Here is a 25,572-nt window from a genome sequence, read left to right as displayed (position 1 = left end):
GGTTAAGGTTCCCGTCAGTTCTTCCCGTTATGCAGAACCATTTCCTTTAATGGAAGTATTTGCGCACCAACTTCTCCGCGGTTCGCGTCGCCAGCGCCTGCGTCGTCAGGGTCGGGTTGACGCCGCCCAACCCGTTGACATGCACGCTGTTATCGGCGATATACAGTCGCCCGACCTGCAGCGCTTCGCCGTTCGCATCGACGATCTCGCCCATTCTCATCGTGCCTTCCATATGAATCATGAGCGAAGCCGGCCAATCGCTTCGGTGAATGTCGCGCGCTCCGGCCTGGCGCAGCAGATCGACCGCGATTCGGACCAACGCTTCCCGGTTGCGAATGGCGATCGGTCCGGGCATATAGCGTACGAGCGGAATCTGCCCGTTCTCGTCCTTCAACAGCGGATCAAGCGATACCCCGTTGCGCCGGTCCACCTCTTCCTCGGTGAAAATCGCGATGCTCAGCGTCTGCCGGTAGCGGGACATCCATTCCCGCCATTGCGTCCCGACGATCCAGCCATGGGCGTAAGCCGGAAGCGCTGCCGCATAGGGATGCAGGTCGGCATAGCCCGCTTGACTAAGCCCGAAGCTCATCGAGCTCGTCAAGCCCGGACTTAATCCGGTCACGATCATCGACCCTAAGCCGGGGATATCCAGCCTGGCTCCCGAGGTGTGTCCGACAAAAGGATCGGTGGACGGGCTCCCGAGAATCGAGCATAATTCGCGCTCGTCGAATAGCCCCGTCACCCAATCGAAATAATGGTTCACGAGACCTTTGCCCACCCAGCCATTGTCAGGGAGCCCCGAATTGAGCCATAACCGCGGTGTCTCGATCGCGCCGGCCGCCATGACGATCACGGCGGCCCGCAGCTCCTCCGTCTCTCCCGTCCACGTATCCCGCACCTGCACGCCGGTTGCATACAGCTCGCCCGCGGGACGTTTTTCCGTCAACACTTTGGTTACGAAGACGTTGGGTCGCACCGTCACCCGGCCGGTGCGCAGCGCGAGCGGGATGTAGCTGACGTTGGTAGAGCGCTTCGCAACCCGATCGACGGAAGGGCCGTGCGGACAACCGTTGATGCAATGGCCGGCGAGCGTGCAGCCTTCCGTATGGGACAGCTGCTCCAGAGAATAAGACGGATTCATGAGATGGCTGTTGGGCGGAAGGATGGCGTTAGGCTGAGGACGATAGCCCGGGGTCGTCACGTTCAGCGTCGGGATCAGCGGCCAGCCGGCTTTCTTGGCGCCATACATGAAGAGCTCTTCCTTGGCCGTAATCGGGGCGAACGCGACCGGAAGCGTCGCCTCTACTTTCTCGTAATACGGGATCAGCTCTTCATACGAGAAGGGCCAGATTCCGTTAATGGCGCTCGGGAAGGCGCGCGGCGAGTTGGCCAAATAGACTTGCGTCGTCCCGCCGACGCCGGCTGCCTGCCAGACGAAGCCGCGCTGCTTCAAGTTCCGGAACCACGGCGGACGGTTCCGGTCCGCCGGTCCCCATCGCAGCCGCCCGGTAATTAGGTCGTTCATCTCTCCCTCGTACTTCGTGTACTGCTCCCGCAACAACGCGATATCCAAGTCTCGCGGGCTGACGCTGCTCGCCGCCCCGCCGTGCTTGTTCGGCTCCGGCCACTTGGCATTGCCATACCAAGGGCCCGCCTCCAGAACCAACACCTCCAGTCCTAACTCGCCGAGCTCCTTGGCAATCACGGCCCCGCCGCCCCCGCTGCCGATCACGATGACGTCCGGTTTACCCATGACCGTTCCCCCTCGGCCATGCTGCGGCCGTAGAACTGCAGCGAAGCGCGCGGTAGCCGAATGCGGGACCCGGATAGCCGGTCTGGCACCATGACGGCGGGACATATTCGACGCGCTGTTCATTCGGCGGCAGCAGCCGCGTCGTGCCGCAGCCCATCCACTCCGAGTCGTAACCGAACATGGTCAGCTGATGGAGGGAATCCATGATCGTTTGGACCAGGCCGGGATTGTCGCGATAGGGGATCGGCAGCGATTCCATCGGTACGGCCACCTGATTCAATATCGTAATGGCGCGCAGTCGATCGATTCGCGACAGGCTCGCGAACCAGCCGCCGCCAGGGTATCGCCCGCGTTGGATCGGATGGGTCGCCAGTCCTCTCTCGATCAACGCCGACGCGCCAATATCGAGCAGCTTGGCCGTGGAGAACGATAACGGCTCGATCGGGCTTGGGGGATCGTCACCGGCCGGAATGAACTGCGAGCGGTCGATCTGTTGGCGCACGAATGCCTCGATTGCATATTGTCCCGGATGCCTTCCGATCGGAAAGATCGCGTCCACGACGGCTTGAAACGTCGCTTGCGTATAGGCGTTCATCGCTTGTCGTCCAGCCTCCTTCGGGCCATCGCTTCCTTCTATGTAATATTGGCGCGCACGGCGCAGTATGCCTGTTGCTGCAGCAGGCATGGACCGACAGGTTCGGATACGGGGCGGCATCGCCACCAGTAAAAGCAAAAGAAGCCGCATGGCTGCGGCTTCTTAAGGGTGAATCTGCCGAGAATGGAGGAGCGCTTCCTCCTTCTTCGGTCTACTTCGCGTTCTCTTCGCTGTACGTATTGAATTTGTGCGCGGATCTGAGGAATCGCTTCCCGTCCGACAGCGTCGCCGTCGTCGTGTTGTACGCGCTAAGGTTCGTAACCGGACGCTGGCGCACGCCGTTCTGCGTGACGATAACGTTCACCTTGTGTTTGATCGCTAGTTCGAAATCTTTATCCGTAATTAGTTCTTGTCCTGGTGCTAAGATGGATTGGTTGCTCATTGCTCGTCCTCCGCAATCACGTGAATTTCTTTTCTATACAGAAGGTAATCGTACATCAGGTTGCATCACAATGCAAATCGACTTTACCCGAAAACAAGCTGTCTTAACCGATTGGCTCGCGAAAAAAAACGGAAAAAGGCTTGCATTCGGAATGCAAGCCCTGTCCGGTTATTCGTACAGCACGGCTTTGATTTCGTCGCTGTCGATGTTCGTTTTGTCATACCAGTAGAAACCGGTGTCGATCGTTTTGCCGATCGCTTCGCCCTTTACCGCTTGTACCGCCGCCTTCACGGTCTCATAGCCGATGCCGATCGGATTCTGCGTGATCGCGCCCGCCATCTTCCCTTCCTTGATCGCATCGATCTGCGCTTTGCCCGAGTCGTAGCCGATGATCGTGATCTTGCCTCCCAGCTTCAGCTCGGTGATGGCATTGATGACCCCGATGGCCGCCCCTTCGTTCGTGCCGAAAATGCCTTTGACGTTCGGATGCGCCTGAATAATCGCCTTCGCAAGGTCGGTGGCCTTCAGATGATCGCCGCCGTACTGGATGTCGACGACCTTCATATTCGGATGCTTCGCCTTGATCTGATCCACGAAGCCGTCGCGCCGGTCGACGCCGGTGCGGCTCGTCTGGTCATGGGCGACGACCGCGATCTCGCCCTCGCCGCCGATCAGCTCCGCCATCTTGTCGGCCGCCAGCGCCGCAGCCGCTTTATTGTCCGTGGCGGCCGTGCTGACCGGGATGTCGCTGTCGACGCCGGAATCGAAAGCGATAATCGGAATCCCGGCGTCCTGCGCTTTCTTCAGCAGCGGGATCGAAGCCTGGCTGTCGAGCGCCGCGAAGCCGATGGCGCTCGGCTTCTTGTCGAGCGCCACCTGCAGCATCTCCAGCTGCTTGTCGACCTGCTGCTCCGTCTCGGGACCTTCGAACGTGATCTCGACCTTGAACTCCGCCGCGGCTTTCTCGGCGCCGATCTTCACCGCCTGCCAGAATTGATGCTGGAACCCTTTGGAGATGACCGGAATATACAGCTTGTCGGCAGTCGCTTCCGCGGTCGCCGGCTCGCTTGGCGTGTTCGTGTCCCCATTTGCGGCCGCGCCGCCCCCGTTATTGCCGCTGCAAGCGCTGACGGTCAGCATCGCCGCAAGGAGCAGCAGCGAGACCGCCGCTTTTCTCAATCGGATGTTCTTCATGGCCTCATCTCTCCTATGTTCACAATGAATTGGCGAAACGCTTACTTCTTGAAGATTCCGGGCGAAACATCGCGACGCTCATACAGCCTTGCGTCGACGCAAAATGTCCGCATAGACGGCGAGCACGATGACGAAGCCGACGACGACCGTCTGCCATTCCTGCGGCACCGACAAAATGCGCAGGCCGTTGGTCAGCACGCTCATGATCAGCGCCCCGATGACCGTGCCGACGATCGTCCCTTTGCCGCCGCTCAGCGACGTTCCGCCGATCACGACCGCCGCGATCGCCTCCAGCTCGTAGCCCATGCCGAGCGCGGGCTGCGCGGAGTTGAGCCGGGAGGCCATCAGAATGCCGGCCAGTCCGGTGAAGAGGCCGGTCATCGTATAGATGACGATTTTCCAGAACGTCACGTTGACCCCCGATAGTCGCGTCGCCTCTTCGTTGCTGCCGATGGCAAGGTTATACCGGCCGATGATCGTACGCGAGAGCACGATTGCGCCGAGGATGGCGACGACGAAGAAGACGAGGACGGCGTTCGGGATGGCGAAGCCCGGTATGACCGAGTCCAGCAGCGAGCCGAGCGCGATCTCGCCGAATGCCGGGTGATCGGTGAAATAGATCGGCTTCGTCCCCGAGATGACGAGCGCGAGTCCCTTGGCGATCATCATCATCGCCAGCGTCGCGATGAACGGCGGAATTTTCATTTTGGCAATCGCCACGCCCGAGATCATCCCGCATAATGCCCCGGTTAGCATGCCGCCGAGTAACCCGAGAGGTACCGGCAAGCCCCAGAACGTGATGAAGACGCCCGTCATCACGGCGCTCAGCGTCATGACCGTGCCGACGGATAAGTCGATGCCGCCGGTAATGATGACGAACGTCGACCCGAGCGCCAGGACGCCGATCACGGCCGTCGACAGCAGAATCCCGACGATATTCGAGAATTGAAAGAAGTTGCCGGAGGCCAGCGAGAACACCAGCACGAGCACGATCAAGCTGCCGAAGGCGAGCACTTGCTGCAGCAGCCCCGGCGGGATGCCCAGCGCGCGCTTGCCGCCCTGCGTGACCAGCGCCGTATCTTTCATAAACACACACTCCTTTATGGTTCGATCTTAGCCAATCCGGCGAGTCGCGTAATGCATGATCGATTCCTGCGTAACGCTGCCGTCGTTCGTCAGCTCGCCCGTGATGCGTCCCTCGCACATGACGAGAATTCTGTGGCTGAGCCGCAAGATCTCGGGCAGCTCGGAGCTGATCATGATGATGGACTTCCCTTCGCCGGCGAGCTGGTCGAGCAGCTTGTAGATTTCGCTCTTCGCGCCGATATCGATGCCCCGGGTCGGCTCGTCGAAGATGAGAATATCGCAATCCCGCGTCAGCCACTTGCCGATGATCGCCTTCTGCTGGTTGCCGCCCGAGAGATACTTGATCGGCTGATGGATGCTCGGCGTCTTCACGCGCAGCTGATCGACAACGAGGGACGCCCGGCGTTCGATCTCCGTGTCCTTCATCCAGCCTCCTTGCGCGTATCGCGGCATGGAGGCAATCGCCACGTTCGTCTTGACGTCCATGTCCAGCAGGCATCCGTACTGCTTCCGGTCCTCCGACAGATAGCCGATCCCGTGATGAACCGCTTGGTGCGGACTACGGATGGCAACCCGCCGTCCGCGAATATAGAGCTCGCCCCCGTCGATCGGATCCGCGCCGAAGATCGCCCTCGCAAGCTCCGTGCGGCCGGCGCCGACGAGCCCGGCAATGCCGAGAATTTCGCCTTGGCGCAGCTGCAGATCGATATCCCGCAGCGCGCGGCCGCGCCGCAGTCCCTTAACTTCGAGGACGATATCGGCTTGCGCGCCGGCATGCTCCGTCTTCTCGGATGGATACAGCTCGCGGCCGACCATCATCGCGATGATACGTTCGACCGTGACCTCCCCGACCCGGACCGTGTCCATGTATTGACCGTCTCGCATGACCGTGATCCGGTCGCAGATCCGCTGCAGCTCCGCCATCCGGTGCGAGATGTATACGATGCCGACGCCTTGACCGCGCAGACGTTCGATTACGACGAACAGCTCCTCGATCTCCGCATCGCTGAGCGCGGCCGTCGGCTCGTCCATGATGAGCACCTTCGAGTCGAGCGAGATCGCCTTCACGATCTCCACCATCTGCTGCTTGGCGACGGTAAGACTGGCTACCGGGGCGCGCGGATCGATGTCGAGATTCATGCCGGCCAGCAGCTCCCGCGTCCGTTCGTTCATCGTCTTGTCGTCCAGGAACCAGCCGAATCCTCGGCGCGGCTCGCGGCCGATGAAGATGTTCTGCGCCACCGTCAGGTCCGGCGCCAAGTTCAGCTCTTGGTGAATCATGCCGATGCCAAGCGCTTGCGCCGCCTTGGGATCGCTCAATTGCACGTCGCGCCCGCCGACCCGGATCATTCCCGCATTCGGTCGGTACACGCCGGTCAGCACCTTCATCAGCGTCGATTTCCCGGCGCCGTTCTCGCCGACCAGCCCGTGCACTTCGCCGGCCCGCAGCTCGAACCGGCAATCCTTCAGCGCATGTACGCCGGCGAAATGCTTCTCGATCCCCTCCATCCGCACGAGCGCGTCGTCCGTTTCGCTCATCCATGCCACTCCTTTCATCCGCGTCCATAGCTATACTGTACCTGTTAGGTGAAAAGGCTTACATGTGATTTCTTCCTGAAACAGTCGAAAAATTTACGCAGATGAGGATGACGATCGATATAGCCTAACGCGCAAAGAAGAAGCCCGCCGGATCCCCGACGAGCTTCATGGGTCTTGCAATAATAGTTCCTATTCCTTGCACGCCTTAGGGCAGCTGCCGCCTGACGAATGGAAACAACAGCTTCTGGTTCTCCTCCTCGTACATGTTGCGCTTGGTCACGACGACGGAGCCGGTATCGATCCGCCGCGGGACGCGCTTGCCTCGGAGCGTCTCGAGTGCCGTCTTTACGCTTAAATAACCCATCTGGAACGGCTTCTGGATGACCGTCGCGTGCATGATGCCCCGCTCGAGCTGTCGCACCTCCGCTTCGGAGCTGTCGAAGCCGATGAGCTTGACACGCCCCGCGAGCCCGGCCTCGTCGATCGCCCGCCCCGCCCCGACGGATGACGGCTCGTTCAGACCGACGATGCCGCGCAGGTTCGGATGCGCGCGCAGCAGCGCAAGCGTCGTCTCGTAAGCGCGCTGCTCGTAGCCCTCGCTATAATACGTGCCGAGCAGCTCGATGTCCGGATGCGCCGCCAAGACCGACTTGACGCCCTGCTCGCGATCGAGCTGCGAGGCGGAATTGCGGACGAAGCTGATGATCGCCACTTGGGACGGGCGCTCCAGCAGGGAGAGCAGCTCCGCGCCGGCGGCCTTCCCTGCCGCGACGTTATCGGTGGCGATCATGGTACTTGCTAAGTCGGGCTCGATGCCGGAATCGACGGTGAGCAGCTCCACGCCGTCATCCACCGCCTGACGCGCCGCCGGGACGAGCCGGTTCAGTTCGGTCGCCGCCAGCACGATCGCGTCGGGCCGATCCGAGGCGGCTTGCTCCAGGATTCGAATTTGCCCTTCCACGTCTGTCTCGTTATCCGGACCGACGATCTCGACTTGGACGCCGAATTCATTCGCCGCCTCGTGGATCCCGTCCTGGAGCACCTGCCAGAATTCGATCGTGGGATCGACCGATTTGATGACGAAGATCATGTGGGGCTGCGTTCGTCCTCCTCCGACCGGCGAAGGGAGCCAGCCGCTCCAGATCGCCGCGGCCGCTAACGCGGCGACAGCCAGCAGCATTCCTGCCGCGCGTTTCCAAGTCCGGTTCATCTCGTTTCCTCCTTGCCGCGCGTTCGTTGCGGAATACGGACCGTCGCGACGGTCCCTTGCCCGAGCTCTCCGTCGAACGATAAACCGTAGCGGCCGCCGAATTGCAGGCGCAGGCGCTCATGCACATTGCGCACGCCGACGCCGCCTTTCGGCCCTGAAGCGTCGCTTCCTTCCAGCAGCGCGCGCATCCGCGCGCCGTCGATGCCGATCCCGTCGTCTTCCACGCGGAGCGTAACGTCCCCGCCGTTCTCGGATGCCGTGATCCGGATCATGCCCGGTCCGCGTTTGTTTTTGATCCCGTGGTAAATCGCGTTCTCGACGAGCGGCTGCAGCACGACGCGGATCGTCAGGCAATCCAGAATCGATTCGTCCGCTTCGATGACATAGTCCAGTTTACGTTTATAGCGCATTTTCTGAATGGTGAGGTAATGGGCGATGTGATCGAGCTCCGTCTGGACGGTCACCAGCTCCTCGCCTTTGCCGATGGAAGCCCGGAACAGCTTGGCCAGCGAGGAGGTCATGAGCACCACCTCCTGATCCTTGCCGCTCTCCGCCATCCAGACGATCGAATCGAGCGTGTTGTACAAGAAGTGGGGATTGATCTGCATCTGCAGCGCGTTCAGCTCGCTTGTTCGCTTCAATTCCTCCTCGCGCACGACCCGTACCATCAACTCCTTGATCCGCTCCACCATCAGATTGAACGCGCGGGCGAGCCGGCCGATCTCGATCGAGAACGGGACCGGAACTTGAATATCGAAGTTCCCTTTCTCGACCTCCTTCATGTAGCGCTGCAGCTGGGTGATCGGCCGAATCAGCCGGTTGGACAAGATGACGGACAGTACGATCGAGACGAGAATGCACACCGCTCCGAGCGCGAAGAAGGACATCCCCATTCGTTCTTTGTTGCCGACAAGCTCGCTGACGTAGCTGACGCCGACAAGCTTCCATCCGAAGCCCGAATCCTGGACAGTGTACATCCGGCGCGCGCTCCCCTCCCCGATCAAGAAGCTGCCGCTGCCCACCTGCAGCACCTTGTCGATCTGCTCCGTCTTCAATCCGCTGTACACGAGCTGCTGTTGGGGGTGGTAGACGAGCTTGCCGCTATTGTCGACGACGAACAGGTAGCCCCGGCTGCCCAACTGGATATCCGCGAACATGTCGTTCATGACGCTAAAGTTCAGATCGACGAGAAAAACACCGAGCGGCTCGCCGTTCTCCTTGCTGTACAGCGCACGGCTCATGGAGACGACCCAGACATGGCGGTCGAGGAAGATCGGCTGGACATGCGAGGACGAAATGACGTTCGCGCCTTTGGCCGCCTTCGCCTGCTTGTACCAATTCAGCTCGCGGAGCTCGACGAAGGGATTCACCTCCAGCTCCCGGCTGCCGGAGACGAATCGGCCGTCCTCGCCGAACAAGCTGACGGAAACGATGTCGTTGCGCGTGGCCACCATAGCATGCAAATACTCGTACACCCCTTCCCTGGCCTTCTTCTCCTCATCCAAGGTCGGATACCGATCCGCCGACAAATAATCGTGCACCTGCCGGCTTCCCGCGACGAGTCCGGCAATATGCTCCATGCCGCTCACATATGTCTTCATATTCGCGTTCACTTGCTTCATGAACTCGGTCGTATAGGCTTGCGTCGCATCCTGAACCGCGTCCTTGGACAAATAATACGAGATGATGCTCATGACCAGCACCGTGACAAGAATAAGCAGCACGAACGCGAGCGACAAATTCGCATGGATGCTGCGAGGCCGCTGGGAACGCAGCATCACCTTCATGAGCCGGTCTCCTCGGCGAGTCTTTGCCGATATTCGGTCGGGGTCATCCCGGTATGTCGTTTGAAGGCGCCGCTAAAATAATGCGGGTCCGCGTACCCGACTTCGTAAGCGATTTCCGAGCTCTTCTTGCCCGTCAGCTTCAGCAGCGCCTTGGCCTGCTCCATCCGAACGCGGGTCAAATATTCCACGAACGTGTGTCCGGCGTGGCTTTTGAACAAGGTGCTGAAATAGCTCGCGCTCATCGCGACGTGCCTGCATACGGAGCCGAGCGACAGCTCCGGATCGGCATAGCGGGCATCCACGAATGCCTTTGCCTTGGCCACTTGACTGGCGCCGAAATCCTCGCGCGCCCCGCTGATCAATCGGGCAGCCTGCCGGCAGAGCCCTTTCATCCATTGCTCCATCTCGCCGAGCGAGCCGAATGTGGACGGCGCGAACAGCGGCGTCTCCGCATCGCCGAGCAAGATGTCCGACGCGCCGTCCATCTCGTACACGGTCTGCGCCATGGCCAGCGCGATGCGCTGCGCGTAGATGCGGCACGCCTCTGCGGTGAACGCCTGCGCCCGAAATGCGGCGAACAGACGCGCCACGACTTCATCCGTTTCTATGGGGCTGGCGGTCTTGAGCTTGCCGATCAGCTCCTTCTCCCACGCCAGCGTCGATGCAAAAGCCGGCTGCGAACGCTGTTCCATGTCCGTCAGGCGAATAATCGATCCCCGACCGAGCACGAAACGATAGTCGAGCGCGGACAACGCGGAATCATAGACGAGATGCGCGGACGCGAGGCCATGGATGCTCCGGCCGATCCCGGCCGAGATCCGCACGGGCAAATAACGATCCGCGGCTAACTGGAGCTCCGCGGCGGCCGCGGCGGCGGCCTCTTGCAGCGCATCGGGGTCCTCGCCCGACAGCAGCGCGAGCACGTGATTGTTCCGGTCGCGGAAGACGGCCGCTCCGCGGCGATGGCTGAGCAGCTCCTGCGCGATATTATAGAGCGCGAAGCGGAGCAGCTCTTCGTCGCGAACGGTGACTCGTGCTTCCTCGCCCAACGCTTCCAGATCGAATAGCGCGGCCGCCATCCACGCCCCATTCCAGGATAGATCGAAATACGCGCATCGCTCCGCGATCTCCCTCTCCGGCAGACGCGAAGTAACCAGTCGTTCGAGGAACCGTTCGCGAAGCACGGGCAAGCTCTCGCTCATCTCCTTGCGCAGCCGCTCGTAATCGTCCTTGCGCGCCCGATCTTTGTCCAGCTCGTCTTTCAATCGAAACAGCACGCGGGTTAGCTCCGCGCATGTAACCGGTTTCAAAATAAAATCGAACGCTTGCAGCTCCACCGCCTGCCGCGCATAATCGAACTCGTCGAACCCCGTCAATATGAGCACCTTCGTCTCCGGATGACGCGCCGCCAGCTCGCGCGTCAGCGCAAGCCCGTCCATGAACGGCATGCAAATATCGGTCAGCACAACGTCCGGGGCTTGCTCCCCGATGTGCTCCAGCGCCTCTTCCCCGTCCTCATAATCCGCAACGCACTCGAAGCCTAGAGATGCCCAGTCCATCTGCTCGCGGATCGCCTCGCGCACGAGCGCTTCGTCATCGACGATGATCAGCTTATACACGACGCTTCACCCCGCCCGTTCCCGCCATACGCCATAGCTTCCCTCTCGTCGGCAGGCGATTCCGCATGTCGATCCGAGAACGGCGGGTGCATGATTCCGATGCCCATCTCATATCCTCCTTTTCGCGCTTCGTCCGCCTCGCGGAACATGGCGCGTCGTCCGCGCCATGTTCCGCGAGTACTATTCGAGAGCCTGCCAACATTATCCTTCCCGCGCAAGGCAAGGAAAAGGAAGTCATAATAATCGCGCACGCATGGAAAAATAAGCTGTACGGAACGACATGAACCTAAGAAAAGAAGGTGAGCGCTTGGAGAAATTAATCGCGAACTTAGCGCAGAAGAAATCGGCGGTTATCGTCGTGGACGTGCAGAACGATTACTGCCATCCGGATGGCGCGATCGCGAAAATCGGCAGCGACGTGAGCGCCGTCAAAACGATGATGCCCCAGCTGCACAGCCTGCTGGCATCGGCTCGGGAACACGGCGTACCCGTTATTTTTCTGCAGACCAACCATGAGAAGGCGACCGACTCGGAAGTCTGGGTATCCCGATTCGCCGACGGGGTCAATCCGATCTGCCATACGGGCAGCTGGGGAGCGGAATTCTACGAGGTGGCTCCGCTGCCGAACGAGACCGTCGTCAAGAAGCATCGATACAGCGGGTTCATTCATACGAGGCTGGCTTCCGTGCTGCAGACGATGAGGATCGAGACGCTGATCATGACCGGCGTCAGCACCAATTTGTGCGTCGAATCCACGGCGCGAGACGGCTTCATGCTGGATTACCGCATCGTGCTCGTGAAGGATGCCTGCGCCGCGTTTACGCAAGCCGAACACGAGATGACGTTGAAGACGGTCGATACGTACTTCGGCATGGTGGCCGATACGAAGCAGATCATGTCCTTCTGGCAGCAGCAAGGCGCGCAGGCTCCGCAGCTCGTTACCACGTAACGGCGCGAATGGCGCCAGACTGCCGCTTGCGCGAACTTCGACCGAAAGGAAAAACCGGCTGTCCATAGGACAGCCGGTCTTCGCGTTGTACTTAATAAGCCGTATTGCCGGATTGACTCGTGTTGCCCGATGCGAAGCCCTTGAACAGCGTCGGCACTTTGGAATAACGGGTATTCGTGATCTTGCCCGTGCTGACGGTGCTGTCGGTACGCAGAATGGAGTCTTTGACGTTGGAAATGTCGCAGTTGTCGACCGTCATGACGGTCTTGTAGGTCGATCCGCCGAGCTGGCGCACCAGCTTGCCGATGTCGTTCGCCTTGAAATTCTTAATATTGATCGTGCCCGCCGCATTCAGCTGGAACACCTTGTCGTACGCTTTGTACGCCGCGCCCCCGGTAATGTTCACCGTGCCGGATGCTTTCAGCGTCAAGGCGTCCTCGCCGACGTCGGACCAGGTCACGTTGACGATGTTGCAGCTGCCGTAGCAATGCACCCCGTCGGCCGCCGGCGCGGCGAGAATGACGTTCTTCAGCGTCGCGCCCGCCTCCAAGCGGAATACCGGCTTCTGGCCTTCCGCTTGACTGCCGTCGCCGAGCGTGCTCGCGTTCGCGACGAAGGTCTGGCCATAGCCGTCGTACGTCGTCCCCGCCGGTACGATAATGGTCGAATTGACCGTTGTCGCGGCATTCGCCGGCTGAGCCGGCATACATGAGACGATCAACCCCATCGTTAACACCCAACCGAATAACTTCTTCATATTATTAACACCGCCTATATGAGAGATGGATGACCAGGCATGGTAGCGGCCGTTCTAGCCTCCTGTTCATGCGGATCTGTCCGTGCGCACGGTACATTGTATCCGCTTACAATATATCATTGCCCTGTTGCAGGATGGAATAGTAACAATCTCCCAATTGTTAATGTATACCAAATCAAATTAACACGAATGAATGAAATATGTTCGATAAATTACGCCAAAGATTAATGATTATATTATTCATTAGAATACGCAAAAATGCATTTGCATCGTTCTCCTGGAATGGCAGACAACTAGTTACATTTGCCAGCAAAATTCCCATTTTATTGGTTGCTCCGAATAAGCGCTGCTCGCTGGACCCCCTTAATTGGGACTAGTTCTTCCGTATCGGTCTCTCGCATGCCGCGGGACCCAGAATGCTACGCCATCAATAAAGGCTGACCAGATGGTCAGCCCGTCTACAAATAACGATTCTGGACGCTTGCCTCGTTCGACGAGCCCAAGCCGAACTGCTTCATTTGACGAAAACAAAAAAGCCGCAGGCGCACGGCTTGATCGTAACGGGATCACCTTCCATGCTTCTATCGAATCACCGAGCCACCGAACAGGAAACGTCTCTCCCACTGGGTGCCCGCGATCGTATCGACGCGGACGCCGCCGGATTCCTTGGAGTACGTATGCAGGATTCGCCCGTCCCCCATGTAGATACCGTCATGCGTAATGCGAATTTTATACCGGTTAGTTCCGGTAATCTTCACGCCCGGACTGCTGAAGAACATGACGTCGCCAGCCTTGAGCGCACGCCAATTCGTGTTGGCCGTTCCCATGTTGCGCACATACGCGCCTTGTTGTCTAGAATCGGCGGGCAGCTTGATGCCGGCGCCTTCGGCAAAGGCATGCTTCACGAAATCGGAGCAATCGAATGTTCTCGTCGTGGAACGATTGGAGCCGAACTCATACGGGGTACCTCTGTACTTCATGCCTGTGTTGATCACGCGCTGGATCGCGGCCGAGCGCTGGCCCGCGGCCGGATTGTTGACGGCATTCATTTGGTAGGAGGATCGGTTCGGCGTTTGCAGTTGTTTCGCTTGCATATGGTTCGTCGCCGCTTGTCGCATTGGCGCCTGCTTCTCTTGCAGTTGACCTACTTGATGTCCCTCGTGATCTCCTTCCTCTCCCGAACTTCCGCAAGCGCTCGAAAGCATCGTCAATCCGAGCGCTCCGACCAGAGTTAGCCAACGATAGGTTCGCATCCTCGAATCCCCTTTCGATCTTGATGGCATCCGTGCCAATTCGTTATGCCCCATATCGTACTGTGCGGCAAATATCGCCTCATCATACCTGCCAACAACTTGTAACTCTATCCGATCAATAAGCTATCGTTGCCATTGGCGTCACGATGGGCGGCTGGCTTTTCGTTTCGCGAACAGCGTCAAGACAAGGATCAGGAACGGGATCGCGACTTGATAAATCCAAGCATATTTCGGCTGCACCTTTAACCCGAGCCAAATATGGAAGGTATGGCTCGGCTCCAAGAAGGAGGCCCCGAAGATGAGCAGGCCGATCGCAATCGCGCATGTACGCGGGGATAAACCGGTCAGGCGGCTCACGATGACGTTCGAAGCCAAGTAGAACATCGACAGCTTCACGAACAAACCCAAAAAGATGACCAACGTAACGAAAATATCAAGCCGCTCCAGAAAATCCGCGATATGGATGAGCTGGACGGCTTCCAGAAACGGATACGAGACGATCTTGGCGACATCGGCCCCGATAATCGACAGGGTGAGCGCGCTCATGGCGGTCAGGAACAACGACACGATTCCATAAGCGGTCAAGCTGACTTTCATTGCGCGCCGCGGCTCCTTCGCGTGCTTCCAGAAGAGCAGGAACACGACGACTTGACCGAAAGGAAAAGAGATGAGCTCCGGCAGCGCGTGCTTCAGCACTTGTCCGATGCCTTGATCCAAGACGGGCCGCAATCGGTGCGCATGGGGCAAATCCGATATAAAGAAAAACAAGGCGACCGTACTATAGCTTAGCGCAACGGTGGGGAAGAACAACTCGATCGTCCGAAATACGACGTTCATCCCCTTGGCAACCGCGTAACAGGCGATGGCCGCCACGATCAGCATTACGATCCATATCGGCGTCTGAGGCAGGATCGTTCCGTTCGCCATGGCGCCGAAGTCCCGCACATTGCGCATGGACTCGTAAGCGAAGATGAGCGCATATAGGACGGCCAGCGCTCCCCCGCCCCATTTGCCGAGCCGGCTTAGCAGCATTTCGGTCCAATCCTGGTCGCCGGAGACGCGCTGCAGATGCAACAAGACGAGAATCACGAGCGTCCCGGCGGCCGCGCCGACCGCCATGCTGATCCAGGCGTTCTGTCCGGCGTCGCGGGCCAGCAGAAACATCGGCGTGCTGCCGATCTCGAACACGATCATCGCCGTTGCCATTTGAATGTTCCCGATCGGCTCCGCGGCATTTGGGACGCGCGCGCTCATGGCTTCCGCTGATAGGAAGCAATGGATGGATTGCTGCTCCCCGTCCCTTCGATATGCACGACCACATGGAATTCGGGATCCAGCTTCGCGAACTGTTCGTCCCAGTCATCCTTGACCTTCGCCCATAGCTTCGGATAACGTTCATATACGCAGGTGCCGAATCCGATCGGATCCGTCTTCAGCTTTTTCAACGCCTTCCAGCCCTTCTCCATCAGCAGCGTGATCCCCTCTTCGACATACTTTTCCTGCCGGTCGACGACATCGAGCTTGGACAGGTCGTCCGGGCAGGCGAAATCCTCGATGGCGCCTTCCACCCGTGTCTCGACCTTCATGCGCAGCCGGCCTCCGTCTTGATACGGCGTCGCCTTCGTCTTGGCTTGAATGACCCGAAAGCTGGAGCTCCGAACGCCTTTACCCCCTTTGCAATTATAAGGGACGAACCCGTTGCGGACGTGATTGGAGAGCCACATCATGCCGTACGATTCCTCGAGTTTGATCCAACCCACGAGTTTGTTGCGTTTCACGATGCCGACGCGGCCGAGCTTCAATCTCGCGTCCAGCTTCGCCCGCTTCAGCGCGTCCACCGAGCTCAGCGTCTCGGGATCGCCGGAGAGTCGGATCTCCGGAATGGCGGTCGATTGCGTCGGGCCGAGCAGCTCCGAGATGACGCGGAAGATATTCATGGCGCGCATCCGCGATGTCTGTTGGTCCTCCGCCTCGATCAATTTGCGCAGTCCGTTGCCCGGATTCCATTCGGATGGCGAGATTTGCCGAAGGATATCGCTCGCCTTGCCCGCCGTCAGGAACATAATCACGTCTTCCCTGGCGTCCATATTGCGCAAATACACGTCGAGCAGCGGATCGAAGCCCTGCCTCGCTGCCGATTCCCCGATAATCACGACTTGATTGTGGGAGAAATAGAGTTTCCGGGTCGTTTCGAGCGACGCCTTCCGGAAGGCGTTGCGAATGCCCTCACCTTCTGTAGAGAATACGTCGACTGGCGCGACGCTTAATTGCTTGCCCGTCCCTTCACCCATCGTGCTGAGCGGCAGGACGATCTGACTGGTGGCGATCCACTTCCCGTCGGCCCAATCGATGCCGGTCGCCGAGATGATGCCAAGCTCGTTCAACTCATTGCGGTCCCAGCAGCCGCCAAGCAAAACGCTTGCGAGGATCGTCAAGCCAAGCTTCCATCCCAGGCTCGATCGTTTCATGGCTTCTCCTCCTCCATTGGCCGGCGTTCCTCGTCTTGCGCATGAAGAACGACCGGACGCTTGCGCATGGACCGCAGCGGCGACCGAATCAGCGTATCCCGCATGCTGGCCGGCACGAAGGGCGCCAGCGGGGCCATGTAAGGCACGCCGAACGACTTCAAACTGGTTACATGGATGGCGATCACCACAATCCCCGCGAAGATGCCGAAGAACCCGAGCGCGCCGGCAGCCAGCATCAACGCGAACCGAATCAAGCGCGCGGCGATCGCGATGTTCAGCTGCGGCATGACGAAGTTGGAGATGGCGGTGAACGCCACGATAATAATCATCGCCGGCGACACGAGCCCGGCCTGCACGGCAGCCTGTCCCAGCACGAGCGCGCCGACGATCGAGATGGCCGGGCCGATGGCGCGCGGCATCCGGGCGCCGGCCTCGCGCAGCACTTCGAACGTGATTTCCATCAGGAAGGCTTCGGCGAGGGCCGGGAGCGGAATCCCCTCCCGCTGTCCGAGCAGACTGATCAACAGCAGCGTCGGCAGCGTCTCCTGATGGAACGTCGTCACCGCGATATAGACGGCCGGCAGCAGCATGGACATGATGAATCCGCCATATCGGATCATACGAAGGAATGTCGCGATATCGAAACGCTGATAATAGTCTTCGGGCGATTGAAAAAATTTATGAAACGTGACGGGACCAAGCAGCACGAACGGCGTGCCGTCCACCATGATCGCGAACTGTCCTTCGAGCAGCGCGCCGGCGGCGGCGTCAGGCCGTTCGGTATTCATCAGCGTCGGAAACGGCGTCAGCGTCTTCTCTTGGATATATTCTTCGATGTATCCGCTCTCCAGCACGCCGTCCAGATCGATGGCCGCCAGCCGGTCGCGGACCGCCTGTAGAATACGATCATCGATGATGCCGTGCATGAAGAGCAGACCGACGCGAGTCCGGGTACGCCTGCCGATCAGGCGTTCTTCGTAGCGAAGTTCGGGTGCGTGTATAATTCTGCGAACAAGCGATACGTTCGTCCGGATATTCTCCGTGAAGCTGCGCTGCGGACCGCGGAGCACGCCTTGCGTGCTCGGTTCCTCCACGCCGCGCTGCTCGCCTCCGGTTGTTTCGGCTAGGAGAGCGACGCCGGCTTGATCGACGAAAATCGCGCACATGCCGTTCAGCATGTCGTGAACGACCTTCTCTAGAAATGCGCCAGAATGGATGGCGCCGGAGGATACGATGGCGCGCGCCAGCCGTTTCATCCGTGCATCCATGTCGACCGGGGCATCCGGGATCGCTTCTTTCTGAATCGCCTGCACGATGTGAGAGTTGATCGCCGCTTGATCGATGAGCCCATCAATATAAGCGAGCATGATGACGCTGTTCGGCGAGAGCGGCGATTCAACCGCCCGAATGACGAGATCCGCGCTGCGGCCGACGGCGTTCTCGATCCATTCGATATTCCGGTCTAGGGCGGGATACACCGGCGTTGCAGGCTGCGCGTCCGACCCGCCGGCCGCGGATGAATCGGTTCCGGCCTGCCGAATCTTTCTTCGAAAGACCATGCTCGCATCACCTTGTCCTACGTATTTCCGTTATTTTGTTTGATTGGCAATTATTTTATACAGTATACCCGTGGCGTCCGCTATAATGGATGGGCGTATGTTTCCATGTAAAGGAGTGAGCCTCATGGCCATAACCGTCCATGAACTGAATCTGTACAGCAACTTCGAAGAGATGGCGAACGATATTCTGCAGCTGGCGAACGAATTCATGCCGGACAAGCTGATCTTCTTGAGCGCGATGACGCAGACGCATCAGCTGATTCTAAAGGTGCTCGACGACAATTCGGGCAGCCTGATCGAAGAAGGCATGTCGGTGGAATTAACGGGGACGGTCTGCAGACGCGTGAATTTCGCCCAGCAGCGGCCGTTGATTTACCCGGATATGAGCAAGGAGCCCTGTCTCGAAGAGGTAAGGGATACGCTGCGGGAAGCGAGGATCAATTCCTACGTAGGCGTCCCGATCGTCATGCCGACCGGCGACGTATTCGGCACGTTATGCGCGGTACATCCCGAGGCGGCCACGTTCGACGAGCGGAGCGTGCGCATGTTCCAGCGCATCGCCAAGATGTTCTCGTATTATCTCGATCTGGAGCGAATGGCGTTCCGGGATGCGCTTACCGGCTTATACAACCGGCAATATTTGTTCAAATACTTCGATGAACAGACGCCCGCGAGCGGCGCGGTCTTCTTCCTCGACCTGGACGGCTTCAAGAAGGTGAATGATCTGCGCGGCCATGAGATGGGCGACCTCGTCCTGAAGGAAGTCGCGCACCGGATCCAAGCCTACATGGCGAACATCGATGGATTCGCGGTCCGTCTCGGCGGGGATGAATTCATCATCCACTTCAGCGGCTTGACCGAACCGGACCAGTTAGGCCCTCACGCGGAGACTCTCATACGGGAGTTGTCGGCATGGAATATTCATCTGGACGAATTCCGGATCTCCGTCAGCATCGGCATCGCGACGTATCATGACGAAGGCGACAAGGATTTGAAGCTGCTGATCAAGAACGCGGACAATGCGCTGTACCGCGCCAAGGCGAAGGGCAAGAAGACGTATCAGTATTTCTAGAACGGCTATTCCTCCTCGCGTAGCCGATCACAAAAAGGATGCCATTCTCCGATAGAACCGGGTTGGCATCCTTTCCTTTTCCTTTATCCGATATCAATCCCGCCGCCACGCAACCTCTCGTCCGCGTAGATGCACGCCGCCATACCATCGATCGATGCCGCAGCGCGCGATTCGGTCCGCTCTTCCTTCACGGATGCGGCGTCCAAGCTCGGTCACGCCGATCTGATTCGACGCGAAGTCGTCCGGCATCCCTTGGAAGTCCGGGAGAGCCGCCGTACCGTCGATTCGGACCAGCGGCTCCTCGCCTGCAGCCAATTCTCTTAGAATGCCCCAATACTCCAAATCTCCCATGCCGAGTACGTGATGCTGCTCGCTTATCATCCGGAACAAGTCGATCGGATTGCTCGGTTGCTCCGTCAGCGCGTCCAAGGTGGACTGTTCAACCGCTCCGAGCCCGTTAGCGGCCGACGGGTACTTGGACAGATGCGCGCGGAAGGCCTCGCGCGCGAAGGGCAGCGCCGAGGTATCGCCCCGAAGCAGCGCGGCGAGTTGCTCCGGATGGTCCGCCGTATAAGCCGACCATAGCTGCGCGCCAAGTTCCAGCTCTTCGTCGGAGACCGCTTGCCACGCGCCGGACAGCGTCTCCAGCTGCGGCACGCTCAGCTGACCCAGTCCCCGAAAACGCTCGATGCCCGGGAACGCGCCGATCGAGAGCTCCTTCAGCTTCGTCTCGCCCAGCTCCTGTTCCGAGAACCAGCGCAGCAGATAAGCAAGCATCGTTTGATCGAATAAATCATATTCGAACCACAGCACGACCTCGCCGTAATCCCGGAAACTCGCCAGCGTGCGCTCCTGCTCTTCGCTATGCCGTACGAACTCCGCCTGCGGAACGCCGATCGCCTGCTCCAAGTAGGCGGCGCGAATGGCGCGGTTCCCTTGCTCCGAGGGTTCGGCGAATACCGGTCCCACCGTGTAAATTTCACGCCACACCAATACCTCTCCCGGAATGCGGCTCTGCTTCAGCTTGCTGCCGAACGCATCGCCGTTGACGATATGAAGCACATTATTCCCCCTTTGGCTAAGCGGCGATAGATGTAGCTCTTCTTATTTTGCTGGAGACTTGGCCGATGAGCAAGAGCCGACTTATGTCCGAGTCCAAGCACGACACTTATAAAGGCTTGCACGATGAGAAAACAAGAAAAAGCCCGCGATTTCTCGCGGGCCCTCGGGCTGAGCTTGGCATGCTATGGAGCGAAAACGTCGCGTCGACTATTTCGTCTCTTTTTTATGCGATTGCCCGGCTGCGTCGTTTTTGCCTTGGTTGCCCTGCGACTTCGACGCCTTGTCCGCCTGCTTCTCGTCTGCACGCTTCTGTTCGCTTGTCACTTTCGGCTTCTGTTTCTTCTCTTGCTGCTTCGGCTTCGCATCATCCGCCTCCGTGGCGATCGTCGCGCCGACTGTGCCTTGGACGACCGTGGAAGCAGCCTGTACCGCGCTTGTGGTCGCGGCTTCGTTGACTTCCGCGACGGTCTCAGCTTCGGCGTCGACCGTCTCCGATGTCGCTAACGCTGCCGTCTTCGCGCTGATCCGGGTCAGCTTCTTCTCCAGATGCGCGAAAGACTTCGTAATATTCTTCAGCAGCGACTGCTGCGCTTTCGGATTGTTCACGTGCTCCAAGGCGGCGGTCAGCGCTACGATATTGTGTTGAAGCGAGTGTTTGACTTTGTCGGCTACTTCCGGGTCTACGTTCTCAGCGTCATCCGCAGCACCTGAAGTCGTTTCCGCTGCTGCTGGCATCGCAGCCGTTGCGGCCGAAGTCGTCTCCACGTCCACCGCGCTAACTGTGGTCTCCGTGCCGGTCGCCGCGGTAACAACCGCCTGCGCCTCGGCTTCCGCCGGTTCCGCGCCTACGACGGAAGCGGCGGTCTCGACCGCAAGCTGCTGCTCCGCGAGCGAGCGCTGGAGCGTTTCCTCGGCGATTTGCGTCTTTCCTTCCTTGAGCAGGGCGGCTGATTCGGCCAATCGTTCCTGGGCGAATTGCGCGAGCAGGATCGCTTCTTCCATATCGTCATTGGCGAACGCGAGCTGAATGCGCTCATACATCGTTTTCACGAAATAGAAGAATTCGCCGGGCAGCAAGGAAGGCGCTTCCTCTTCGGCCGCGGCCACGCTTGCCGACGTTGCGGCGTCCGTCGTCGCCGTCGTTTGGATTGCGGTCTCGTCCGCCCAAGCCGAAGCGGTTCCGAAGGAAAACGCGAGCAGACTGGCAACGGTTGTTTTGGCTATTATAGTTTGGATTCCTGTACGCATGTGTGCATCCATCCGATCTAGTTAGTTTGTGTGCTGCAGCATTGCTTAAGTATACGGACGGCGATTTGCTTTTGAGGGGGTTCGGGCTATGAATCTAAAATCTACCTCTTCGTTTGTTGTCCGCGATGCGCTCGTCTTGAAGCCATGGCGCTCGCGCCGACCTCGCATATAAACACGCGGGAAAGGAAATGATTTCTGGAGTGAGGGAGGGATGAACAGTGGGGATCACATCCTGGTTTGGCCGAAATAAATACGCCGCTTCGACGAAGTCTTCCGCTTCCTCGCCCATCGCTGCTTCGGCACCCATTTCGCACGATTTGGAGCAAAATCTTCTGCATCTCGGGCGGTTGTTCACTGATACGCCCGATTTGAATATACGCCACATCCCACCCCGCGATACGGGCGAGCGGGCATCGCTTGTGTATATCGAGGGTCTTACGGATAAGAACGCCATTAACAACAATGTCATCAAACCGCTGATGAATCGAACGGACGGACTGGCGATCCACGCCGTCTCGGTGGGCCGAATGGCCAAGCTGCGGGAATGGGCGCCGATTACGAGCGCGATTCTGAAGGGCAGCAGCATCTTATTCATCGACGGTCATTCGGATGCTATCATGCTGGGTACGGAGGGGTGGCCGCAGCGGGCGATTGAAGACCCGCAGATGGAAGCTTCGCTGAAAGGCGCGCATCAGGGGTTCGTCGAGTCCATCGAGCAGAATATCGCGCTCATCCGACGCTATCTCCCCCATCAGGAGTTGAAGATTCGCAATCACCAGGTCGGCCGGCGCGGCGACACCAGAGTCGGCATCGTCTATCTGGCCGATGTCGCGCATCCGGAAGTGCTTCGCGAACTGGAAGAGCGAATCGGGCAAATCGATGTCGACGTCATCATTAATACCGGGGAACTGGCGGAGCTGATCGAGGACAACCCCTTCTCCCCCTTCCCCCAGCTCATGCTCACGGAACGTCCGGATACCGCGGCTTCCCAAGTCGCGCAAGGAAGGATCGTCGTCCTCGTCGACCGCTCGCCAAGCGTCATCGTCGGCCCGTCCACCTTCACCTCGTTTTTTCAAAGCGTTGACGATTACAGCACGCGCTGGTCGATCGCGACTTTCATGCGCATGCTTCGTTTCTTCGCGTTTTTCGTCGCGATCAGTTTGCCGGCCTTTTATATCGCGATTACGTCGTATCATTTCGAATTAATTCCCGTGAAGCTCTTGCTCACCATCGGGGAATATCGGGGAAGCGTCCCTTTTTCACCGTTTATCGAGGCGGTCTTCATGGAGATTACGCTGGAAATGATGCGCGAGGCCGGGGTAAGGCTGCCGGCTCCCGTCGGACAGACGGTCGGCATCGTCGGCGGCATCGTCATCGGCCAGGCGATCGTGCAGGCAGGTTTAATCAGCAATATCATGGTCATCGTCGTCGCCTTTACGGCCATCGCGTCGTTCATTCTGCCCAATTACGACCTGGTCGCCGGCGTGCGGCTCATTCGCTTCCTGATGATGATCGCCGCTTCCTTGTTCGGTCTGTTCGGGATCGTCGTCAGCTTCATGGTGCTGACCGGTCACCTGATCGCGTTAGAATCGCTGGGAACGCCGTTCGGCAGTCCATTCGCCCCCCTGCGCCTGTCGGATTGGAAAGACACGCTCGTGCGCGCCCCGCTGTGGACCATGACCAAGCGACCGCTCAGCACGCGCGCCGTTCAATCCACCCGGCAAGGCGATAATCAACCTGAAGGTGATGGGAAGTGAAGAAATACGCTTTAAATAACATTACGCTGCTGCAGTACATCATGATCAACTTCGGGATGGCGGTCAGCTTCGGCTTCATCGAGCTGCCTGCCCTGATGGCGACGGAAGCCGGGACCGACGGCTGGATTTCGATCGTCATCGGCGGTCTGGTCACGATGCTCGCGAGTCTGGTCGTGATACGGCTGATGAAACGGTTTCCCGAAGGCACGATCTTTGATATGCTCGCGCACTACATGGGCAAGTGGGCCGGCCGAGCCGCCGCCTTCCTATTCGCCCTCTATTTTCTGCTGTATGCCTATGACGGGTTGATTTATACAGTTCGTCTGATTAAAGGGCGCCTACTGCCCGAGACGCCGGCTTTCCTGCTCGCCCTCATGCTCATGCTGCCAACGTACACGATTGCCCGGAACGGTCTGCGGATCGTCGGCCGATACGCGGAGTTTGCGGTGCTGATTTCGATCTGGATTCCGTTCGTCTATCTGTACACCGTGGACAATCTGCACCCGCTCTACCTGATGCCCGTCCTCAAAGAAGGCTGGCAGCCCATCCTATCGGCCGTGCCGGGCACGTTCTTTTATTTCTTGGGATTCGTATCCTCCGTGATTCTTTATCCCTTCTTGAACCATCAAAAACACGCGCCTGCCGGGCTTCTTATCGCGAACGGCATCACGATGCTGTCTTATCTGTTCATCACGCTCCTATGCTTTATGTTTCTGAGTCCCGACGAAGCCAAACTGATTCATCAACCTTCGATCTATGTGCTGAAATCCATCGAATTGTCGTTCATCGAACAAGTGGAAGGCTTGTTTATAGCGTTTTATGCCTTCATCTTTTCGCTGGCCTGGATCCCCCCGCTGTATTTCGCGGTGTTTTGCACGACCTGGATCCGGGGCAAGCAGGAACACCGTCCGCATTTGAGAGGCATCGTGATTCTGTTTGCGGCGAGCACCTATTTCTATCTGCCGACTTACGACGAGCTCGAGAACATCAGCCAGCTGCTCGGCGCATCCGGGATTGCCATCGAATACGTATTCCCTGGCTGCATGCTCGTCTTCCTCTGGATTTATGTTCGCTTGCGGAAAGGACGGAATGAAACATGAGCGTGACGAGCATATGGATCCGAGCCATGCTGATCATTCCCTTTACGCTGCTGCTTAGCGGCTGTTATGACCGGTTGGATATGGAGGAAGCCTCCTTCTCGTTAGTACTCGGGTTCGACCGCGACGAGCAAGGTAACCTGCTGGTCTACAGCTCGATCCCGAACTTCAGCAAGAATGCCAGGAAGAAAACCCAGGAGATCGTCGTTTCGTCCATCTCGCCCCGAGAGGGTCGTCTGAAATCGGATGCGTATTCCGTGGGCAATTTTCAAGCGAGAAAGCTTCAGGTTCTCGTCGTCAGCAAGGCGCTTCTCCAGCACAAAAAAGAATGGGATCGCTACTTGGATGTGTTTTTCCGAGACGGGCGCAATCCCGTGACTTCCCGCATCCTGGTCTTCGACGGCAAACTGGACGAATTGTTCGATTATCATCCCCCCGATAAACCGATTCTGCCGCTTCAATTGCTCGGCATGCTGGATTCGACCGATACCCGAGCGGAGACGGTCGTGACGACGCTTCAGCAGCTGCAGCGCGAGCTGCTCGATAAAGGACAGACGCCCGCGCTTCCTCAGATCACGATGGATCCGGAGCTGAAGCTGAATCGGACCGCCCTGCTCGATCCGGATGGCCGCTATGCAGCCTCCTTGACCAGCAAGGAGGCGATGCTGCTTCGCCTGCTGCGAAAGAACGCCGCCAAATTCCGGTTAACCATTCCGGTACCGAAGCATCTGGTCGTAGAACCCGGGGCGGCCAATGTTCTGAGCTTCAGCGCGGAACAAACGAAAACGAAAATCCGAGTCGCGCGCAAGGCGGATAAACTTCGGTATGATATCTCGGTGAAGATGCCGGTGAACCTGACGGAGATTTTGTTTCCAATCGACGTCGTCGCCGAGAAAGCGCAGATTGAAGCCGCGTGCAGCGCGGAAATTCGCAAGCTGCTGGTGGCGTTAATAAGCAAATTCCAACAGAAGCGGCTTGACCCCGTGGGGTTCGGCGATTACGCAAGAGCCCACGAATACGCGTACTTTAAACGCGTTCAGGATCACTGGGTCGACGAGTTCGCCAAAGCCGAAATCAACATCCAGGTGAACATCGTGCTAACGGATATCGGGGCGATCGAATGAA

21 protein-coding genes are annotated in these 25,572 nt (G+C 58.7%); 5 read left to right on the top strand and 16 right to left on the bottom strand.

All coding sequences use genetic code 11. The features are described from left to right. Positions 1-46: 46 nt before the first annotated feature. The 9 genes from ACFSKT_RS02420 to ACFSKT_RS02380 form a co-directional block, all read right to left on the bottom strand. The gene (locus ACFSKT_RS02420; RefSeq protein WP_377720210.1) at positions 47-1,753 is read right to left on the bottom strand and encodes a GMC family oxidoreductase N-terminal domain-containing protein; all 1,707 of its coding nucleotides are present in this window, start codon (positions 1,751-1,753) and stop codon (positions 47-49) included. Next, the gene (locus ACFSKT_RS02415; RefSeq protein WP_377720209.1) at positions 1,746-2,348 is read right to left on the bottom strand and encodes a hypothetical protein; all 603 of its coding nucleotides are present in this window, start codon (positions 2,346-2,348) and stop codon (positions 1,746-1,748) included. Before ACFSKT_RS02415 ends, ACFSKT_RS02420 begins: the two co-directional genes overlap by 8 nt. A 211-nt stretch (positions 2,349-2,559) precedes the next feature. Then, on the bottom strand, positions 2,560-2,790 hold the full coding sequence (locus ACFSKT_RS02410; protein ID WP_377720208.1) for a hypothetical protein: 231 nt from the start codon (positions 2,788-2,790) through the stop codon (positions 2,560-2,562). Between the two features lie 168 nt (positions 2,791-2,958). Continuing rightward, complete coding sequence (locus tag ACFSKT_RS02405) at positions 2,959-3,984, bottom strand: ABC transporter substrate-binding protein (protein ID WP_377720207.1); 1,026 nt, start codon at positions 3,982-3,984, stop codon at positions 2,959-2,961. Positions 3,985-4,062: 78 nt separating this feature from the next. Continuing rightward, entirely contained in the window at positions 4,063-5,070 is a 1,008-nt protein-coding gene (locus ACFSKT_RS02400; RefSeq protein ID WP_377720206.1) for an ABC transporter permease, read from the bottom strand. A gap of 27 nt (positions 5,071-5,097) precedes the next feature. Then, positions 5,098-6,609: a sugar ABC transporter ATP-binding protein gene (locus tag ACFSKT_RS02395; RefSeq protein ID WP_377720205.1), complete on the bottom strand. Its 1,512-nt coding sequence runs from the start codon at positions 6,607-6,609 to the stop codon at positions 5,098-5,100. A gap of 205 nt (positions 6,610-6,814) precedes the next feature. Beyond that, entirely contained in the window at positions 6,815-7,819 is a 1,005-nt protein-coding gene (locus ACFSKT_RS02390) for a substrate-binding domain-containing protein (protein ID WP_377720204.1), read from the bottom strand. Next, complete coding sequence (locus tag ACFSKT_RS02385; RefSeq protein WP_377720203.1) at positions 7,816-9,606, bottom strand: cache domain-containing sensor histidine kinase; 1,791 nt, start codon at positions 9,604-9,606, stop codon at positions 7,816-7,818. The genes ACFSKT_RS02390 and ACFSKT_RS02385 overlap by 4 nt, the downstream gene beginning before the upstream one ends. Continuing rightward, positions 9,603-11,225 (bottom strand): response regulator, encoded by a 1,623-nt coding sequence (locus tag ACFSKT_RS02380; RefSeq protein WP_377720202.1) that lies wholly within the window; start codon positions 11,223-11,225, stop codon positions 9,603-9,605. The genes ACFSKT_RS02385 and ACFSKT_RS02380 overlap by 4 nt, the downstream gene beginning before the upstream one ends. A 307-nt stretch (positions 11,226-11,532) precedes the next feature. Between ACFSKT_RS02380 and ACFSKT_RS02375 the strand changes: the two genes are divergently transcribed. Next, on the top strand, positions 11,533-12,174 hold the full coding sequence (locus ACFSKT_RS02375; protein ID WP_377720201.1) for a cysteine hydrolase family protein: 642 nt from the start codon (positions 11,533-11,535) through the stop codon (positions 12,172-12,174). Positions 12,175-12,265: 91 nt separating this feature from the next. On the opposite strand, the gene ACFSKT_RS02370 is transcribed toward ACFSKT_RS02375, so the two are convergent. The 5 genes from ACFSKT_RS02370 to ACFSKT_RS02350 all read right to left on the bottom strand — a co-directional run bounded on the left by ACFSKT_RS02370 (position 12,266) and on the right by ACFSKT_RS02350 (position 18,211). Next, complete coding sequence (locus tag ACFSKT_RS02370; RefSeq protein ID WP_377720200.1) at positions 12,266-12,931, bottom strand: pectate lyase; 666 nt, start codon at positions 12,929-12,931, stop codon at positions 12,266-12,268. 581 nt (positions 12,932-13,512) lie between these two features. Continuing rightward, entirely contained in the window at positions 13,513-14,184 is a 672-nt protein-coding gene (locus tag ACFSKT_RS02365) for a C40 family peptidase (RefSeq protein ID WP_377720199.1), read from the bottom strand. Between the two features lie 141 nt (positions 14,185-14,325). Next, complete coding sequence (locus ACFSKT_RS02360) at positions 14,326-15,438, bottom strand: GerAB/ArcD/ProY family transporter (RefSeq protein WP_377720198.1); 1,113 nt, start codon at positions 15,436-15,438, stop codon at positions 14,326-14,328. Beyond that, a complete protein-coding gene (locus tag ACFSKT_RS02355) occupies positions 15,435-16,652 on the bottom strand; it encodes a Ger(x)C family spore germination protein (protein ID WP_377720197.1) in 1,218 nt (405 codons plus the stop codon). Before ACFSKT_RS02355 ends, ACFSKT_RS02360 begins: the two co-directional genes overlap by 4 nt. After that, positions 16,649-18,211 (bottom strand): spore germination protein, encoded by a 1,563-nt coding sequence (locus tag ACFSKT_RS02350; protein WP_377720196.1) that lies wholly within the window; start codon positions 18,209-18,211, stop codon positions 16,649-16,651. Before ACFSKT_RS02350 ends, ACFSKT_RS02355 begins: the two co-directional genes overlap by 4 nt. Before the next feature lie 124 nt (positions 18,212-18,335). On the opposite strand from ACFSKT_RS02350, the gene ACFSKT_RS02345 reads away from it, so the two are divergent. Beyond that, positions 18,336-19,283, top strand: coding sequence for a sensor domain-containing diguanylate cyclase (locus ACFSKT_RS02345; protein ID WP_377720195.1), 948 nt, complete (start codon positions 18,336-18,338; stop codon positions 19,281-19,283). 93 nt (positions 19,284-19,376) lie between these two features. On the opposite strand, the gene ACFSKT_RS02340 is transcribed toward ACFSKT_RS02345, so the two are convergent. Together ACFSKT_RS02340 and ACFSKT_RS02335 are read right to left on the bottom strand one after the other, a co-directional pair. After that, the gene (locus tag ACFSKT_RS02340; RefSeq protein ID WP_377720194.1) at positions 19,377-20,345 is read right to left on the bottom strand and encodes a DUF1835 domain-containing protein; all 969 of its coding nucleotides are present in this window, start codon (positions 20,343-20,345) and stop codon (positions 19,377-19,379) included. A 207-nt stretch (positions 20,346-20,552) separates the two neighbouring features. Then, positions 20,553-21,593: a DUF5667 domain-containing protein gene (locus ACFSKT_RS02335; RefSeq protein WP_377720193.1), complete on the bottom strand. Its 1,041-nt coding sequence runs from the start codon at positions 21,591-21,593 to the stop codon at positions 20,553-20,555. A gap of 224 nt (positions 21,594-21,817) precedes the next feature. On the opposite strand from ACFSKT_RS02335, the gene ACFSKT_RS02330 reads away from it, so the two are divergent. From ACFSKT_RS02330 to ACFSKT_RS02320, 3 genes are read left to right on the top strand one after another with little or no spacing between them, the layout of a single operon-like run. Beyond that, positions 21,818-23,350, top strand: coding sequence for a spore germination protein (locus ACFSKT_RS02330; RefSeq protein ID WP_377720630.1), 1,533 nt, complete (start codon positions 21,818-21,820; stop codon positions 23,348-23,350). Next, entirely contained in the window at positions 23,347-24,450 is a 1,104-nt protein-coding gene (locus tag ACFSKT_RS02325) for a GerAB/ArcD/ProY family transporter (RefSeq protein WP_377720192.1), read from the top strand. The genes ACFSKT_RS02330 and ACFSKT_RS02325 overlap by 4 nt, the downstream gene beginning before the upstream one ends. Then, complete coding sequence (locus tag ACFSKT_RS02320; RefSeq protein WP_377720191.1) at positions 24,447-25,571, top strand: Ger(x)C family spore germination protein; 1,125 nt, start codon at positions 24,447-24,449, stop codon at positions 25,569-25,571. The genes ACFSKT_RS02325 and ACFSKT_RS02320 overlap by 4 nt, the downstream gene beginning before the upstream one ends. Position 25,572 lies beyond the last annotated feature (1 nt).

It is taken from the genome of Paenibacillus xanthanilyticus, from assembly GCF_042682185.1.
GTDB classification, from domain to species: domain Bacteria; phylum Bacillota; class Bacilli; order Paenibacillales; family Paenibacillaceae; genus Paenibacillus_Z; species Paenibacillus_Z xanthanilyticus.
This window is presented reverse-complemented; position numbering and strand designations above follow the sequence as displayed.